The 17,329-nt window shown below is 55.6% G+C and carries 10 protein-coding genes and 1 pseudogene; 6 read left to right on the top strand and 5 right to left on the bottom strand.

The window, feature by feature from the left end; genetic code table 11:
- The first annotated feature begins 487 nt into the window (after window positions 1-487).
- The 3 genes from PHA81_RS11200 to PHA81_RS11190 all read left to right on the top strand — a co-directional run bounded on the left by PHA81_RS11200 (window position 488) and on the right by PHA81_RS11190 (window position 5,469).
- Window positions 488-2,296, top strand: coding sequence for an ABC transporter ATP-binding protein (locus PHA81_RS11200; protein WP_273836841.1), 1,809 nt, complete (start codon window positions 488-490; stop codon window positions 2,294-2,296).
- A gap of 496 nt (window positions 2,297-2,792) precedes the next feature.
- Window positions 2,793-3,851, top strand: a complete 1,059-nt coding sequence (locus PHA81_RS11195) for a lysylphosphatidylglycerol synthase transmembrane domain-containing protein (RefSeq protein ID WP_273836840.1) — start codon at window positions 2,793-2,795, stop codon at window positions 3,849-3,851.
- Window positions 3,852-3,924: 73 nt separating this feature from the next.
- Entirely contained in the window at window positions 3,925-5,469 is a 1,545-nt protein-coding gene (locus PHA81_RS11190; RefSeq protein ID WP_273836838.1) for an alkaline phosphatase family protein, read from the top strand.
- Window positions 5,470-5,904: 435 nt separating this feature from the next.
- On the opposite strand, the gene PHA81_RS11185 is transcribed toward PHA81_RS11190, so the two are convergent.
- Complete coding sequence (locus tag PHA81_RS11185; protein ID WP_273836948.1) at window positions 5,905-7,392, bottom strand: TrkH family potassium uptake protein; 1,488 nt, start codon at window positions 7,390-7,392, stop codon at window positions 5,905-5,907.
- A gap of 2 nt (window positions 7,393-7,394) precedes the next feature.
- A complete protein-coding gene (gene trkA / locus PHA81_RS11180; protein WP_273836837.1) occupies window positions 7,395-8,729 on the bottom strand; it encodes a Trk system potassium transporter TrkA in 1,335 nt (444 codons plus the stop codon).
- 301 nt (window positions 8,730-9,030) lie between these two features.
- Between trkA and PHA81_RS11175 the strand changes: the two genes are divergently transcribed.
- A complete protein-coding gene (locus tag PHA81_RS11175) occupies window positions 9,031-9,855 on the top strand; it encodes a CPBP family intramembrane glutamic endopeptidase (RefSeq protein WP_273836834.1) in 825 nt (274 codons plus the stop codon).
- Window positions 9,856-10,074: 219 nt separating this feature from the next.
- On the opposite strand, the pseudogene PHA81_RS11170 reads toward PHA81_RS11175, so the two are convergent.
- A pseudogene (locus PHA81_RS11170) lies at window positions 10,075-10,794 on the bottom strand (TrkA family potassium uptake protein); the annotation flags it as partial.
- A 102-nt stretch (window positions 10,795-10,896) separates the two neighbouring features.
- Here PHA81_RS11170 and PHA81_RS11165 point away from each other — a divergent pair.
- On the top strand, window positions 10,897-11,892 hold the full coding sequence (locus PHA81_RS11165) for a transposase (protein ID WP_273836833.1): 996 nt from the start codon (window positions 10,897-10,899) through the stop codon (window positions 11,890-11,892).
- An 80-nt stretch (window positions 11,893-11,972) separates the two neighbouring features.
- On the opposite strand, the gene PHA81_RS11160 is transcribed toward PHA81_RS11165, so the two are convergent.
- A complete protein-coding gene (locus PHA81_RS11160) occupies window positions 11,973-12,584 on the bottom strand; it encodes a cyclodeaminase/cyclohydrolase family protein (protein ID WP_273836832.1) in 612 nt (203 codons plus the stop codon).
- 1,089 nt (window positions 12,585-13,673) lie between these two features.
- On the opposite strand from PHA81_RS11160, the gene PHA81_RS11155 reads away from it, so the two are divergent.
- On the top strand, window positions 13,674-14,981 hold the full coding sequence (locus PHA81_RS11155; RefSeq protein WP_273836831.1) for an IS4 family transposase: 1,308 nt from the start codon (window positions 13,674-13,676) through the stop codon (window positions 14,979-14,981).
- Between the two features lie 384 nt (window positions 14,982-15,365).
- On the opposite strand, the gene PHA81_RS11150 is transcribed toward PHA81_RS11155, so the two are convergent.
- Window positions 15,366-17,177: a formate/nitrite transporter family protein gene (locus PHA81_RS11150; RefSeq protein ID WP_273836830.1), complete on the bottom strand. Its 1,812-nt coding sequence runs from the start codon at window positions 17,175-17,177 to the stop codon at window positions 15,366-15,368.
- Window positions 17,178-17,329 lie beyond the last annotated feature (152 nt).

The following is a 17,329-nucleotide window of genomic DNA, read 5'->3' as shown; positions in this document are numbered from 1 at the left end:
AAACGACTTTATCGACGGTTCAGACAGAATTCACTGTTCTTTTCGGTCACGTATGAATGTCCTGCTTGTGGGGCCGAAGTCGATGAACGCCTAGAGTACTGTCAGGAGTGTGGCCGACAGTTGATGTAGGATTGATTAACTCTAAACCATTTATAGAATTTCATTGAATCCACAGAGGGCAACGAGATGGACCCTTAGAATCAGCTTACTGCAATGAGAAATCGAGGGAATTCATCTCACTGGTTTCGTCAGCGATGCCGCGAGCGAGGACAGGTTTGGTCCCCGCTCGCGATCAATTCGGGGTTATCTCTGCTCCTGTTGGAGGTTGCAGAATCTTCCCAGCGAGTGGCTGAATACAGCCGGAAATACGCACGATTCTAGCCCCAGTCCCTACGCCATCGTCGGGTTCAATAGAACCGCAGGAGTCCGGAATGAGTGAGTTTATACATCCTCCAGAGTGTAGTTCGTCACTCCAGTCCGCCCTACTATGCCAGATATCGATACAACGGATGTTTCGAGAAAAGAAAAGGCGAATGCGATAATCAGCGTTGCCAGGTACAATCCAAAGCTCACAATTGGAATTATTGGAATCAGCATCTTTGCTGCGATTTTGGAGGGCATTGGTTTGAGCTTCATTGTCCCAATCATCGAGCTAGTCCAATCTGGGGGTGATGGGGCTTCACAGTCCAGCGGTCTGGCGGGCGCATTCGCCACTACCTACCAGTTTTTGAACATACCACTCACGCTCGGAACGGCTGTCGCTGGCGTAGGACTCGTCATGACCGTCCGATATACGTCGAGCTTTTTCGTCGCGTGGTTTCGGGAAGCGCTCAGGACGTACTACATCCGGGATTTGCAGACCCGAGCGTTCGGTAGCGCACTTGACGCTCGGGTCTCATACTTCGATGAAGAGGGCTCCGACGACATTCTGAACGCGATCGTCACTCAGACGTTCTATGCGGGACGGGTCATCCAGCGTGGTATCCGGCTTATCGAACAGTCGTTTCTCACGCTCGCCTACGTCCTTATCGCGTTCGCGGTCTCTCCCATGCTCACAATCATTACTGGCATCATCCTCGGCGGTGTCACGTTCCTGTTGCGAAGCATCGTCGAGCCGGGATACGATATCGGGGACGAGGTCGCCGATGCGAACGAACGACGACAAGAGGCAGCACAGGCCGGAACCCAAGGGATTAGGGATATCCGCATCTTCGGGGTCGCCGACGAACTCTACAGCGATTTTCTCGGTGCCGTTAAGCAGTACACGCGGTCTCGTATTATACTGCGTCGTAACGAAGCCGCGATTCAAAATTTCTACAATCTGTCGGTCTCGGTTTCGGTATTCGTGCTAATTTATCTCTCGTTGACCTTCGCGGACCTTGCGCTGGGCTCGTTAGGTCTCTTTCTCTTCGCCATGTTTCGGCTCGGTCCGAGGGTGAGCACAGCTAATCAACTATTTTACCAGGTTGAAAACGACCTTCCGCACCTCGTTAGGACGGAGGGATTCATTGAGGAATTGGGCCGCCACGAGGAGCCAAACGAATCCAGTAAGACCGCGCCCGAAAGCGTCGAAACATTCACTTTCGACGACGTGTGGTTCTCCTACAATGACGAGGAAGACGTGCTTCGTGGCATCGACTTCGAAGTGGACAAAGGTGAGTTCGTGGCGTTCGTCGGTCAATCGGGAGCCGGGAAGTCCACCATCGTCTCGTTGCTCTCGCGGATGTACGAGCCGACGGACGGTTGGATTCGAGCGAACAGTACCCCCATCGATGAGATGGACATCGACGACTGGCGCGAGCACATCGCGGTCGTCCGACAGGACCCGTTCATCTTCGGCGACACGCTCAAATACAACCTCACAATCGCCGATCGAGAAGCCTCTCAAGAAGAAATCGAACGCGTCTGTGAAATCGCACGGGTTGACGAGTTCCTCGATGATCTGCCAAACGGCTACGAAACGCTTCTTGGCGACCAAGGCGTTCGTCTCTCCGGCGGACAAAAACAGCGAGTTGCGCTCGCGCGGGCGCTCCTCGAAGATGCTGACCTCCTGATTCTCGACGAGGCGACGAGTGATCTCGACTCGAATTTGGAGAAGGAAGTACAGAATGCTATCGAGACGATGGACCGCGAGTACATCATTGTCACCATCGCCCACCGACTTTCGACCGTAAAGAACGCGGACCGGATTTATACGATGGAAAACGGGGAAATATCCGAAGCGGGCGAACACGAGGAGTTGGTTAGCAATGAAGGGAAGTATGCGGAACTGTATGCGATTCAAGCCAGAGATTGATCATGTGATACGGAGGTCATACAACAGTTGGCATGGTTTCAACCTTCGGGCTAAGAGGCGTGCTCCCACCTGCACTGAACCTCAGTGATATTGGCCGTTCCTCAGACAGCGTTTCTCGGACTGTTGCTGTGCTGCGTGAAGAGTTCTATGACACCCCGTGTGTCGGTCCACTGGAATCCTACCGGGAGTTGCGGATTCGGCATGCCGGATCCACGGACGAGAACATACTTCCCGTTGGGCCCTGATCTGGCTTGTATGAATCGTTTTCCTATCGTTCTCTCCCGCAGATTTCGGACCTTTCCTTGTCGTCGGCACATGCCCCAATCGACGGCGACGCAGCAAATCACGCACGTTGGACGAATCAGAACGAGTCGACGCGATACGAATATGGAAACCACCTCCAGAAAGCATCGATGATGAGAGCACTCGTTGCTGACCTGTTGGATGCCGAGGGATTCCACTCATCTGCCAGTACTGATATCCTGCGTAATGCATAATGGCGCGCACGAAACGTATCGGGCTGAAACTGCTCCAATACTCACTCGTAGTTGGCACACTGGCATGGATCGTTACCCAAACCGAGTGGGATCGAACGATAGATCTGCTTGCTCGTGTTGATCTGCTAGTTCTCGCGGTCGTTCTGTGCGCTACCGGCTTAGAGTTCGTCTGTCGGTTTTCAATGTGGAACGCTCTACTGAATGGTCGTCGTCAAACCCACATTTTCACTGCTGCCCGTATCGAACTCGTTATCAAGTACGTCAACCACCTTCTCCCCTCACGGGTCGCTGGTCAATCGCTCGCGCCGCTTGCTATCTATCACTACACGGATCACGACTGGAGTGAAGCAGTCTCGATCGCCGGACTGAGTACGGGGTTACATACGATCCTCTACGGAGCAGTTGCCGTAGCCGGACTCGCGATCTTCGCGAATCAACTGTCTGGTGGGATCCTCATCGTCCTCGGCCTCTCAGCCGGACTGTACGTGGTGATTGGAGCCTTGGTACTCGCTGCGGGCCGGCGGCTAAATGTCATCTCAAGTCTCGCTATCACGGTGGGCCACGGGTTGCCGGACGTACCTATCATTGGCAAACGACTAGCCAGCCTGTCCAATCGTCTCCCGTCGTTTACGGCGAATGCCGCTGCCGTGTTTCAGGAACTATCGAGCAACCCGTGGCTCCTTTCAATCTACTTGCTCAGCTGGACCGGGACTCTGATGGTTTTTCCGGGTATCCGCGTCTGGCTCCTGTTGACAACACTTGGAAAAAGTTTCACACCAGCAGTATTGCTTCCGGTGGTTCTGGTAACCGCCTACAGTGTTACGCTGCTTCCGTTGACACCGGGCGGTATCGGCGTCGCTGAAGCTTCAGCGACGGTGGTTTTCGTTGCGCTAGGGATTCCTGAAGCAGTTGCCGTTCCGGTCGTGTTGCTCGACCGTTTTCTCGGGGTGTATTTGGCTGCCCTCCTTGGCTGGATCCCGATGCTGGAAGTTGATCTCGCTGAACTTTCCCTCGATCGGGACCAGTCCGCCGGAACACCGCCATCACCCGACGAATAGCCGTCGTTCATCGATGCCGCCGAAAGATTTGTGAAAGCAGAAATCATAAGCATCGCAGCCGGGTTCGAATTATATGACCCGAACGTTCGTCGTAGGGCTCGATGGAGCGAGCTGGCGGCTGCTTGATCCCTGGATTGAGGCAGGTGAGCTACCAAACCTCGCAGACATCCGATCCGAAAGTGCTTGGGCTGAGAGTCGCAGTTGTCTGCCGCCAGTAACCTTTCCGAACTGGAAGTGTTACTCGTCGGGGAAAGATCCCGGCAGCTTCGGAGTATTCTGGTTCGAGCGAGTCGATCTCGCCAACGATACCATTGTAACCGTTGATCGACAGGACTTCCAAACCGCAGAGCTGTGGGATTATCTCAACGACGCGGGCCACTCGACCGGCGTCGTCAACATGCCGACGATGTATCCTCCACGAGACCTCGATGGCTACCTCGTCTGTGGTGGTCCAAGTACTGTTGAGGGTGAGTATCGGTCGATCAGTTCTGGTTATACGTCCCCAACAGACCTTGCAGAGGATATAGAAAACCGATTTGACTACCAAGTCCACCCAGATCCGCTCCTGTCATCAAACAAAGAGCGTGGTGAGGAAGTTGAGGCGATTCTCTCGGTGCTCGAACAGCGCTTCGAGGTCGCACTCCATCTCTTCGAGGAGCAAAATCTTGATTTCATGCATGTGACCCTCTTCTATCTCAACGTCCTCCACCACTTTTTCTGGGACGACAAGCCAACCCTGCGGGCGTGGCGTCTTGTCGATGAATGGTTAGGGAAGCTCGTCGAGCTCGACAACACCAATCTGGTACTCGTCTCAGATCACGGGAGTGCGCCGACAACAACGGAGTTCTACATCAACGAATGGCTAGCCGCGAACGGCTATCAAGCCCGGCGACGAACCGTCGAGGACATCCTACGAACCATCGGTCTCGACCGAGAGACGGCCCTGGATCTCGCAAAGCGTGCTGGCGTTGTCGACCTCCTCGCGCGTACTGTTCCCGAACGGTTCCAGCAGATGGTCCCACAGCAGGCGGGCGCGAAACGCGGCCGGAAGCTCGATGCGATCGATCTCAGTCAGACAAAAGCGGTGGCGAGTTCGCAGGGACCTATCTACCTCAATCCTGTCTTCGATGTCGAGGAAATACGTGAGAATCTCATTGCCGACCTCCGGACAGTTACGGACGACGAGGGAGCGCTATTTACGTCGGTACACCGAGGCAAGGACATCTACACAGATCCCTACGTAGCAGACGGTCCCGATATCGTCATCGATCAGCGACCGGGTGTACATGTCAATGACGGCATTGGCGGCGGAACAATTCAGACTGAACCCGATCGCTGGGCCGCCGAAAACACGCCACACGGCATTTTCGTCGCTATCGGTCCCGATTTCAACTCTTCAGGAGAGATTGAACCGATCAACATTCTTGATATCGCGCCGACGTTACTGGCCAGCAACGGCGTTGACATACCAACTGATATGCATGGTGACGTACTCCCAATTCTTACAGCGGAACCCGCAATGGGTACCCGGGAACCAATTGTCGTAAACGATGACAGAACGGGCGTAGGTTCCGACCGTGTTGTGGACCGACTTGAACAGCTCGGGTATATGGAATAGCTGACCGGGAATCCACGCTTTCTGCCGTCTCCTGGTCAATTTTCTTTACGGAAGTGGAAATGACTGTGATCGAGTGTTAGAATATCATCGACTTTTTAGCGACAACGCCCTATTCAGTAGTTAGGTGTATCGTGATATGAGCCAGGCCGCGATATTTGATAGCTATTCTTTCAGATTGAAATTGATGACGGCGATATTTTTGGCTTTAGAATTTCTATTGGTAATATATGCTATTACTACACAAAGAGATGTAGGTGGATTTCTACTAATCGGGCTTTTTGCCTACTCTTTTATTGTTGCAGTGTACTCGCTGGTAGTCGCATTACGGTTACCGTGGTGATTTCGGTAGACATAAGGAAGAGTTCAATTTGTCAATACTCTCGGCAGTTCACTCGCCTATCTGTCCTTTCACGACTGGTCACGCTCATGCTGTACCTATGAACGCCAGAATGCGGGGGTGAATAGGACGAGAACAGGGATGATTTCGATACGTCCGATCCACATGAGGATGATCATTACTAGTTTCGTTGAAACAGGAAACACCTCATAAGTTCCGTAGGGACCAGCGAAGCCGAAGGCCGGTCCGATATTTAAAAAGGTTGAAGCCGCCGTACTCATTGCCTCGAACTCACTGATAGCGATCTCCGCCCTCGATGCGTCGACAAGGATAAATACAGTCAGCAGCCCGAAAACGAAGATGCTAATCAGTGTGTAGGCGTAGACGTCTCGGATCGAGTCTTCCTCCACTGGCTCCCCGGAGAGCCGCACGGGTGAGATAGCTTCTGGATGTATTGAGGTGAATAGATCACGTCGGAATGTCTTAACGACGACAAGCCAGCGCACAGTTTTAATCGAACAGGTCGTGGAACCAGCCATTCCTCCAATGAACATTCCACAAAAGAGAACATGGCGCGAAAGGACCGGCCAGGTGGCGAAATCTGTGGTTGCATAGCCGGTCGTCGTGATTATCGAGACTACCTGAAAGAGAGCATGCCGCAGAGTTGTGAGAGTTGAAAACCGATCGTTGAGCGCTAACGCCAAGGCGGTAAGGGCAGTCGCCACAAGGAGCACCCCGACATAAAATCGAAATTCCTCGCTGTCACGCAACCGCGAAACGTCGCCCTGCACGAGATAATATAACAAAACAAAGTTGACCGCACCGACAAACATGAAGAGGATGACGACCCACTGGACAGCTGATGAAAACGCGCCGATGCTCAGAGCCTCCGGCGAAAAACCGGCGGTCGAGACAGTCGTGAGCGCGTGAGCAACCGCGTTGTAGAAAGTCATCGCCGGGGCCAACCCCACTATCTGGAGCACAAGGAGGAAGACAACCATGAGAACGGTGAGGCCAACATACAGCCCTCCGAGGAGACGTGCAGTCTGGGCAATGCGTGGAGTGAGCTTTGTGACAGTTCTCGTCTGGGTTTCGGTCTCCATGAGCTGTGCGCCGCTAACTGCCAGTTCCGAAAGCAGCCCAACTGCGAGCAGCAGAATACCGAGTCCACCAAGCCACTGAAGTGCGCTCCGCCACAGTAAAATCGACTGCGAGTGGATGCTGAAGTCCCTGATGACGGTTGCCCCAGTTGTCGTAATCCCACTCATTGATTCAAAAAGGGCGTTGGTAGGCTGCGCGAGCGTTCCCTCACCCGCGAGCACGAATGGAATCATCCCGACGAGGGCAACCGAAAGCCAGGCGAGTGCCACCAACAAGAACGCCTCTCGTGGGCCGGGATCATCCCGTTCGAGGCGCTCGAAACCCAGCCCGATAATGAGAGTGATCGAAAGGGGAACAGCGAATGGAACAACCGGCTCGTGATAGATGAGCGCGATCGCAATAAGGACAGCGAGCGGAACAGTGAGCGCTTTCAGAAGGGTTCCAAGGAGGGCCAGACTCGTTCGCCAGTTTACTCCGAGTCGCACTCTCACACCTGTTCGGCGACAGTATCGATGTTAGCGGACTCCGCAAAAATGACAACGTGGTCGCCGGATTCGATTACAGTGTCGCCACGGGGCGTGATGAACGTCCCGTCGCGGTCGATTGCGCCGATGGTCACCCCAACTGGAAGGTCAGCCGTCGCATTGCGTATTGGGCGCTCGGTAAGTGTACTTTCAACGTCAACCTCGATTTCGAGCACTTCCGCGCGGTCATGGGCGACCATGGCGATGTTTGTGGCGCGACACTCGAGGGTGAAGCGGACGATCTCCTCAGCGGTCGCGTCACGGGGGTTGACTGCTACATCGATACCAACGGCCTCGAACAAATCACTGTATTCGCCGTTCTCTGTGATTGCGATGGTACGTTTGACACCAAGGCGCTTTGCGAGCAGCGAAACCAGCAGGTTTCTGTCGTCGCTGTTAAGCGCAGCGAACAGGATATCGGCCTCGTTGATGCGTTCACGCTCTAAGAAGTTACGGTCGGTCGGGTCATGGTTCATGACAGTCGTCTTCGGAAGAACTTCAGCAATTTCACGGGCGCGCGTTTTGTCGGGTTCGATGAGCCGAGGACGAAAACCGCGTTCTTCTAACAGTCGGGCACTCTGAACGGCTACTTCTCCACCGCCGATAATGACTACGGTTTTGTTCTCGCTAGCATCCTCGGGGGCTAACGCTGCGGCGAACCCGCGAACACTCTCGGGACTCCCGATCACAACCAACCGATCGTCTCCTTCGATAGTCGTTTTACCGTCGGGAATAATCAGATCTTCCTCACGGATGAGTGCCGCGAACGTCAATTCCTCGAATCGGTCGGCTTCAGCTACTGTCTGCCCGGCGAGAGGACTCGCTGTCGGGACGCGGAACTCAGCCATCAGCACACGCCCGCTGGCGAAAACAGCAACATCCCTGGTGGCTGGGAGACCAACGACATGGACGACCGTCTCGGCGATCAGGTGGTTCATACTTACCAAAAAGTCGACGCCAAAGGTACCCTCCGCACTTTGCCACGTTTCGAGGTAATCCACGTACCGGACTCGGGCAATGGTGAAGGCGTCGCTGACGGTTTTGGCCGTCCCGCACACAACGATATTTGTTTCATCGTTGTCAGTACTCGCAATGAGCAAGTCGGCTTGCTCGATGCCAGCCTCACGGAGTATTCCGAGGGAAGTTCCGTCGCCTTCGATAGCGAGCACATCGAGTGAGTTCGCGAGCGAGTCGACATGTTCCCCGTCAGTATCAATAATGGTGATATTGTGATCCCCATCGAGGGTTTCGGCGATCGAGGAACCGACTTGACCCGCACCGACAATGATTACCCGCATACTGATTCTACCTCATACCCTCACGTACGGTCGGTATGGTGATCATAAGTAAGGTTCTGTACGTACTCCTTTAGTAGTTCCTTCTTTCAAATGACAGATCCGATGGATTCATCACCGATTAGCGATTTTGGACGCTGTCACCCAAACCGCGTAGAGCTGTTTAAGTAGTGGCAAACCAACTAGTCGGCAAGAGATATAGTTGCATCCGTACATACACGAATGTTTCCGTCGTCTTCGGGTGCTCACATGGAACGAGCGAGAGCAGCGACTACGTTCATTTCCCCGGATATACGTGTTCTTGTTGCTCTACCTCGTCATCTTCGTCTCGATCCCAGTTTTCGTAGCGCCGACGGGCGACAGCCTTTTCCGTTCCGCTATGCTTCGCGTGCTTCTCGTTTGTTGTACAGGCGGATTGATGCTCGGGGCAGCAACCTACCTGGATAAGAGATCCATTAACGAGTTTGGACTCGAGATTGACCGCCGCTGGGTGATTGACGCGATCGTCGGACTCGCGATTGGTGGTGCAATCCCTGCCGTAGCAACGGTACTAGGATTCGCTGGCGGGTGGATGACTGTTGACGAACTGGGATATACTCCCACAGTTGCCTATCTCCAAGATGTTGGGTTGGCAGTTGTCATTACTATGGGTATTGCAATCGTCGAGGAACTTGTATTCCGAGGATATGTGCTTACGAACGCTCTCGAAGGGCTCAATCTTCACCGGATACCACAGCCGTCAACGATCGCTACTGCATGGGGTGCTTCCGCCCTCTTATTTGCAGTCTCGCATCCAGCACCGGCACTCATCAATGGCTTTCACTTCTTGAGTGCCGGACTCTTGCTTGGTCTCGCGTATCTCCTTTCAGGCCAAATTGGCCTTCCAATCGGCATTCATGCCGGCTTCAATTTCGTCTCCACATATGTCTTTCCGACAGCTGCTGACCCGTCAGTAGCCGTTCTCTCGTTGACCGTCCACGGCCCTTCCTGGCTCATCGGACGGACTGGTCTCATACAGACCGGACTCCAATTGCCGGCTGCACTTGTCATATTGGCATATATTTGGTGGAGGGCTGGAGATCTCGGTATTAGTCCAGCGATTGAGTCCAAGCTTCTGAACGAATCATAGGCGACGACGCTCAGCATCGACATGCTGTCCGGTCATACGGCGATCTCCCTCGTCATCGGCGCGTAGTTGCTCTACATGCGCCACGTGGTGCTCCGGAGTCTGCTTTCGCGGACCTTGACGATCGCTCGGGAGGCTACTCGACTGGGCGTTGCGCAGCTGGAGCAGGCCTACTGCTCATCGAAATTCGATCTGACCCGTGGTCCGATCGAACCTTGTGGCTCATTCATGGGGATGAAGGCGTTCGAGCGCGGCGTGGACAGCCTCCTTGCGTCCGAGGATCGTAACGTGATCACCGTGTTCGAACCTGAATTCGCCGTCGGGGATGCCAGTATCCCCATCACGACCCACTAATGCGATTAGCGACCCATCAGGCAATTCCGACCCGAGGTCGTCGACGCTCCGGCCGATCACGTCCTCGGCGGTGATTTCGATCTCCTGAACGTCGCCGTCACGGCCGATTTCGGTCATCCAGTTCGAGAGTGCGGGGCGCTCGATAGTGTTATCCATGGCCCATGCAGTCGCCAGCGACGACGAGATGGTCCGCACGCCCAGCTCCTCGAAGGCGTCGACGTTCTCGGGATTGTTTACCCGTGCGATGACTTGCTCGATATCGAAGGTGGTGCCCGCGAGCTGGGCCACTAACAAATTCACGTCATCGTCGCCGGTTGCCACTGCGAGAATCTTGGCGTTCTCCGCGCCCGCCGTTTGAAGTATGTCGATGTCGGTGCCATCGCCCACCCGGGCCGTGTGGCCATCACCACGGGCACGTTCGACCGCTGCTTGCTGGTTGTCAAGGATTACAACATCCTCTCCGCGGTCTTCGAGACGCACCGCAAGCGCCCGGCCAACCCGCCCGCCACCGATGATAAGAACCCGCATGGGAATGATGTCGAGACTTTCGGCGATATGTCTAGCGAATCCTCCTTCAAACACTACGGTAGACCCTGTTCGGTAATTGATCGCGGTTCGTGATCGTATCGCCGTCTGCTGATTCAGTAAACGGATGAGACGGCAAAAGTGGCCGGCAGTGGCGGTTTAAGTATGTCCTCTCAAACCGTCTCACCGGCCGATGTGTTGGATGACACGCCGGTTGCAAAGGTGCTGCGGTCGGCAAAGCGCCGCGTCATCGCGACGCTTGACCTCGATTTTCTCGACGAGTGGATGGACAATGGTCCTGGCCGCAATCCGAAGTATGACCGATCACAGATGCTCCGTGGACTGCTGCTCTGCACGGCTGAAGTGAAGTTCCAGTTCCGCGAGCTTGAGGAATGCTTCGACTCGATGATCGGGCGTCTCATCTGCGACTTCGGGGATGAGACGCCCGTCCTCAGCACTATCTGGGAGTGCTGGAACAGGCTCCGACCCTACATTCAGCGCGTCTTCGACCGAATCGTGCAGTTGCTCGATTCGGTCGGCCTCTATGGCGATCGCTTCGCGTTCGATTCAACGCATCTCCCGTGTGCGCGTACCGATCCTGACGGTGTATGGATGTGGGAATCAGCCGCCGAGGAGTGGGTCTACGGCTACGGATTGCTCGTCGCGGTCGACTGCGCCAGCGACCTCCCCGCTGGCGCAGTCGTGGTCCAGCGCAAACAGCACCCCGAAACTGCGACGCTCGAATGCTTCGAGCGTCTCGTCGAGAACACGGACGTCACGGTTGTTCTCGGTGATTCAGCGTTCGATACGCTGGAGTTTCACGACCGATGTGTAGACCGGCAGATCCTGCCGGTCTGCACGTACAACTCGCGGAACACGGCCGATCCCCTCGACATCGTGTTCCGAATCGAAGACACCGTCGAAGAACACGATGTCCATCTCGACCGCGATGCGCTCAGTGACGCGTTCGACGGCAGAATCGCCGTCGAACGCTTTTTCAGCACGTTCAAAGAGGACGACCGACGCCTCGACTTCCGGGTTCAGGGCCGCCGGCGGGTAGAAACACATGTCGGGTTGGTCCTGATCGACCGCCTTCTCACCGCACTGGCGAACCGTCTCGACGATCCAAGCGCCAACCTCCGGAAAACAAAGCCGTGGTAATTACCGAACAGGGTCCCTCTGAGTAGTAAAGCCATGTGGCCGATTAGCATAACCAACAGACTGTGAGTGAGGCAGATCAATCAACCAGCATGCTCAGCGTTTGTTTTTACCTGAGTCATCGCTTCATCGGCAGCCTTCCTGATGTCACCTGAGCGTTCCTCGATCTCCGTGACAGCAGCCACATCTTCGATCAGCTCCAAATTGCTCTGTACGATGAGTACTGATGCCTGAACGGCTGAGTGAGCAAGAAACGCACCGGTTCCACCGTCGGCAATGGTGTTTCGATTTCCCTTCGCCGTTACCACTCTTGCATGTTCGAGAACATTGAGACACCTCTCGGCTACCTCAAGTGGTACTTCAGTAGTGCGGTGTGACGCTTCCTGTATCAGTTCGGCGCGATCCTCTTCTCTCGGTATTTCGAACGCTGCCTGTAACTCATCGACTGCTATCGAATCCTCGTCTGCGAGCTCCAACAAACGAACCCGTTGTGTTTCGAGATCATCACGAATATCCACCATCTCCGGGCGTACCTCGGAGTAGTCCTCCTGTTCGATCGTATGGATACATACCATCTCGCAAAGAGCCGCCCCGGAAGCACCACTCATGGCGGCGACCGCACCACCGCTTGGAGTCACAGTGGTTGCCGCAACATCTTCAAGGAACTCATTGATGGTCTGATCGGCGAAGCTCATACTGGCCTTCCGGTAGTGCGGGTCAAGTATCTACTCTGTGACTTCGAAACACCAAAGACTTGGCCTCCCCGAATCCGCTCGGATCACCGAATGTAGGTTGTCTCAACCTACGATGTCGTCCGCAGAGAATCGTTGATGAATCTCGTATAAGACTTGAGATCCTGTTCTACCGCATTTCCTACGACGATTTCATCATTGTAACGGCACCAACGGAAGAGATATGTTGGAGTATAACAAACAACATGGTATGGGGTCCGTATCCAATAGCGGTACTGAGACACCCACTAAAAATCCATCTCGGGGATCCACCCTCATAGCGTGTCCAGAGTGTGGTACTACTAATGAGAAATTTTACACGTACTGTCAGGAGTGCATAACATCCTTACGGGACTCCTCACAGACACAGTATCTACATCTTCCACAGGTGCAATAATATGTGTGACTAGTACGAAACTGGAATCAGGCGGGTAGACCGCTTATGCACGGCCGGACTCAAAATCGATATCGGCAGCCTAAATTTCGCAGTGCGATGAGCATGATAATTATTGTCCAGAGATGTTCGTCTGGGATTGGCGGAAAAAAGTGTTCTTTAGCGATTATATCGTCCCGTATTTGCATAGTCACTCCGAATGAGTAGGGTAGTCTACTTTTTCAACAAATTCAGTACTCCCACAGGCGGCACATTCCTCAGGGGGAGCATAGGTGTGATCTTCTCGTTGGCCTCCAGTGACGAGTCCGGCATAGATGATATTACATCCTTCACAGACGTACTGTTTCGGCTGTTCTGGTACGTGTGCCATGATATGTCATAGCGGTTGGAGATATAAATGACTTGTCTGGACGCTTTTCTGTGTTACAGCGAAATACATTGATAGTGACAAAACGTTCTGATTTGCGGCCCTATTACGCTGCCGTATAGCGATTCAATAGAACCCGATTCATCTCAGTCTTTGGTGGTCTGGCTGTGTAATGTTGATGATTCTGTGTTAATGAGGCCGGAATCATCCGTCTTTAGCTAAGCGAAGAATCGCATGACTGCGGCTGCTATCGAAGTTGGTTCGTGAGTGGAATGAGGAGGGTCAGGTGTCCATGCCTTCGAAACCCTCCTCACGTCGGATTGAACAGCGACTCACTACGCTCTTTCCATCGATTGCACTCGAAGACCACGCCGAGACGGTCGGCGTGGTCGAACGCGACAGCAAGTTCCAGATTTCAGCGATGGTCTGGGCGTTCGTGTTCGGCTTCGCCGCTGGCGAGAGCCGATCACTCGCTGCCTTCCGCCGTGCTTACAACGCTACTGCCGACAAAACGCTCTCTCCTGGTGGCTTCTATCAGCGGCTGACACCGCTGTTCGCCGCATATCTCCGCGACCTCGTCGAGTTCGCGCTCGACGAGGTCGTCGTCCCACACACCGTCAACGACGAGTTCGACCGATTCAGAGACGTGATGGTCGCCGATGCGACTATCCTTCGGTTGCATCGATTTCTGCGCGAGGAGTATCAGGGACTCCGTGAGGAGCAGGCTGGAGCGAAGCTCCACCTGCTCCACAACGTCACTGACCGAACCATCGAGAAAATCTCCATCACCGGCGAACGCCCCCACGACAGCACCGAGCTCAGCACGGGTTCGTGGCTCGAAGGACGGTTACTGATCCTCGATTTGGCGTATTTCAAGTACCGCCGTTTCGCGCTGATCGACGAGAACGGCGGCTACTTCGTGAGTCGCCTCAAAACCAACACGAAGCCGGGGATAGTCGCAGAACTGCGCGAATGGCGCGGCCGCGCCATTCCGCTGGAAGGCGAGGAGGTCTTCGATATTGCGGAGGATCTCCACCGAAAGTACGTCGATGTGGAGGTCGAAGTGGAATTCAGACGTGGACCGTACGCGGGCACGCGCTCGTGGGATACGAAGCGGTTCCGCGTCGTCGGCGTCCGCAACGAGGACGCCGACGACTACCACTTCTACATCACGAATCTGCCGCGGGAGTGGTTCTTGCCCGCGGATATAGCGACGCTGTACCGCTGCAGGTGGGCGGTGGAATTACTGTTCCGCGAGCTGAAGACGCTGTACGACCTCGACGAGTTCGACACGAGCAATCCTGCAGTTGTGAAGATTTTGCTGTATGCGGCGGTGCTGACGCTGTTGGTGAATCGCGAGTTGCTGGATCTGGTGATCGAACACGCGGACGATGATGCGGTCTTCCCACCAGAACGCTGGGCGGCGACCTTTCGGTCGCATGCCCAGCAAATTCTCAAGCGACTCAGCGACTACCTTGGTTACTCGCCACCGCCGCTGTTAGACCGGATGGCTGCTGACGCACAGAAAATCCATCAGGAACGCCCAGTCCTTCAGGAGCGGTTCGCTACCGCCACTCAGTCAACCGCTGGAGTTAGCTAAAGACGAATGAGGCCGGAATAATGCAGCAGTCAGAGGGAGTGGAGGCTCACATCCTTCGTGAGGAACCTAACTACGAGGAAGGGGTGGTATTCGGTGTGTGCTTCGGCTCACAGTCGTTAGATTTGGCTGTTTCGATCCTGCTCCACCCACACTCTGGTTGTGGCTGATGTCGGCTAGCTCGACTTATCATCCACAGCCCAACATTCATTCTAGCTCAGTTCTACCTGTAGTAAATGGAAGGCACTCTCCGTCGTATTATCTCAAATTCATTCAGGGTAAAATGAAATGGTGTGAAATAGCGCCACCGCCCACGACCGGGGCGGTCACAGGGATATTCGGGCGTCAACCAGGTGGGTCGAGTTCGTCAGAACGTTCGCAACGGCGCTACCACCGACTGAGCAGGCGTTCGAGGACGGTTCGACCGCCCGGCCGTTCGGCGAGCAACACCGAGCACTCAACCTCGTCGATGACGTCGAAGTACAACGAATCGGCCACGAGCCTCGAGAGTAACCCCTCCTCGGTCGCGCCCACGAGCACCAGCGAGTGGTCAGTGGTTGCGCGGCCGATTGCACCTTCGACATCGCCGGAGTCATCGACCGTCAGCACGGCGTCAGTGAGGTCGTGGTCGGCAGCCCAGTCCGCGAGAAACTCCTCGCCCGCCTCGCGCTCGTCGGGACCGTCGACGACGTGGAGCAGCGTGAGTTCCGACCCAACCGACGAGCGGAGTGCTTGGGCGACTTCGGCGCTCAGGTCCGACGGCGGGCCGCCGGCAGTCGGGAGCAGAACCCGCGAGGCGTCGTGGCCGCGGTCTTTGAGCACGAGGACGTCGCTTGAGAGCTGGCTGGTCAACTCACCAATTGGACGGTCGGTACGGGCGGCTCCCCATGGCCGGTCGGCCCCCCAGCCCATCACCACGAGGTTCGCGTGCTCACGCTCGGCGGTATCGAAGATCTCCTCGAACGAACGATGGGAGACGATGGTCGAGGTTTCACAGGGAACGTCGTACGACTCCGCTGTCTCGCGCACGTGTTCCATGCGTTCGTCGGACTCGGCGACGATGCGTTCGTGCTGGTCGCGGTCGTAGCTCATCGACGCCTGCGGCGTCTGGACGATATGGACTGCGTGAACGGTTGCTGGCGCGCGCTCGCTGGCGAGGATGCACGCGAGTTCGACGACCCCGGACTCGGTGCGCGGGTTGCCGATTGGGACCAGTACCCGATAGGAGGTGTCGTCGGGCACGGCCTCCTCGCTGGTGTTGAGGATCGGGACGTACGAACGGCCGGCGAGACCGCCGAGCGCCCATTCTCGTATCGAGAGCTGGCGGTTCGCGCCCTCGAACCGGGCGGATTCGAGGCGGTGTTCGGTCGTCTGGAAGTAGTTGACGACGGTCACCAACACGATGCCGCCGAGGGTGTTGCCGAGCAGTACTGGAATAACGAACTGCGTCATTCCGACGATGAGACCGAGGTCGCCGGCGAAGACCACGTAGAGCATCTCGGTGAACGAGGTAACGACGTGAAACAGGTCGCCCAGCGGAATCGAGAGGAAGGCCAGATAAACAACGACGAGGCGTGAAATCGTATCGCGTGAGGCGTACTCAACCCAGACGACGCCCGCCACGATCAGGCCGGCGAAGATGGCTTTGAAGAACGTGCTCCACCACGGCGTCTCGACGCCATGCTCGCCGAGTTGTATCGCCGCGGCCGCCGCTTCCGGGGTGAACACGCCGCCCCACGCGAGCACCGCCGCGCCGACGGCACCACCGGCGAAGTTACCGGCGAGCACGATGAGCCAGTGGCGCAACAGCGTCGGGATGCTGGCCAACCGTTCGAGGGTCAGCGCAACAGGGGGAAGCGTGTTCTCCGTGTAGAGCTGATAACCGCCGATGATGATATAGATAAATCCGAGAGGATATAGCAACGCGCTCAGTACCGGATTGCCGTCGGTCGAGCCAGTCAACGAGGCAGTCAACAGAACAGTGATCGAGATCGCAAAGCCGGCGGCGAGACCGCTAAAGAACAGTTCACGTCTCCCGGAGGTGACCTCCTCGTCGGCGGCGGCGATGATGCGCTGGAAGACCTCGTCCGCAGAGAATCGGTCGCGAACGACCGCCCCGGCCGCCGGTACACCGCTTTCGGACCGATCAATGGCGTCACGAACCGCTCTCTCTGGGTCGGGGTCGTCCATGTCGGTCATTGCTGGAACCGTACTCGCAGTGGAACTAAGCGTTTGGTATTTGATGGAACCACAGACATCGCTCCTGAAGGCGGGTCGCTCTTGTGTAGCGTAGCGGAACCGAGTCACGGAGATTACGGCATCCCGCCGACAGCAGTCGTACATGACCAATG

The organism is Halococcus sp. PRR34, assembly GCF_028617175.1.
GTDB classification, from domain to species: Archaea; Halobacteriota; Halobacteria; order Halobacteriales; family Halococcaceae; genus Halococcus; species Halococcus salifodinae.
Note: the sequence above shows the minus strand (reverse complement) of the source record. Positions and strands in the feature narration are given on the sequence as shown.

Coding starts and splice junctions, on each gene's coding strand:
- PHA81_RS11200 (WP_273836841.1), top strand. CDS start 488: ATGCCAGATATCGATACAACGGATGTTTCGAGAAAAGAAAAGGCGAAT.
- PHA81_RS11195 (WP_273836840.1), top strand. CDS start 2,793: ATGGCGCGCACGAAACGTATCGGGCTGAAACTGCTCCAATACTCACTC.
- PHA81_RS11190 (WP_273836838.1), top strand. CDS start 3,925: ATGACCCGAACGTTCGTCGTAGGGCTCGATGGAGCGAGCTGGCGGCTG.
- trkA (WP_273836837.1), bottom strand. CDS start 8,729: ATGCGGGTAATCATTGTCGGTGCGGGTCAAGTCGGTTCCTCGATCGCC.
- PHA81_RS11165 (WP_273836833.1), top strand. CDS start 10,897: ATGTCCTCTCAAACCGTCTCACCGGCCGATGTGTTGGATGACACGCCG.
- PHA81_RS11160 (WP_273836832.1), bottom strand. CDS start 12,584: ATGAGCTTCGCCGATCAGACCATCAATGAGTTCCTTGAAGATGTTGCG.
- PHA81_RS11155 (WP_273836831.1), top strand. CDS start 13,674: ATGCCTTCGAAACCCTCCTCACGTCGGATTGAACAGCGACTCACTACG.
- PHA81_RS11150 (WP_273836830.1), bottom strand. CDS start 17,177: ATGACCGACATGGACGACCCCGACCCAGAGAGAGCGGTTCGTGACGCC.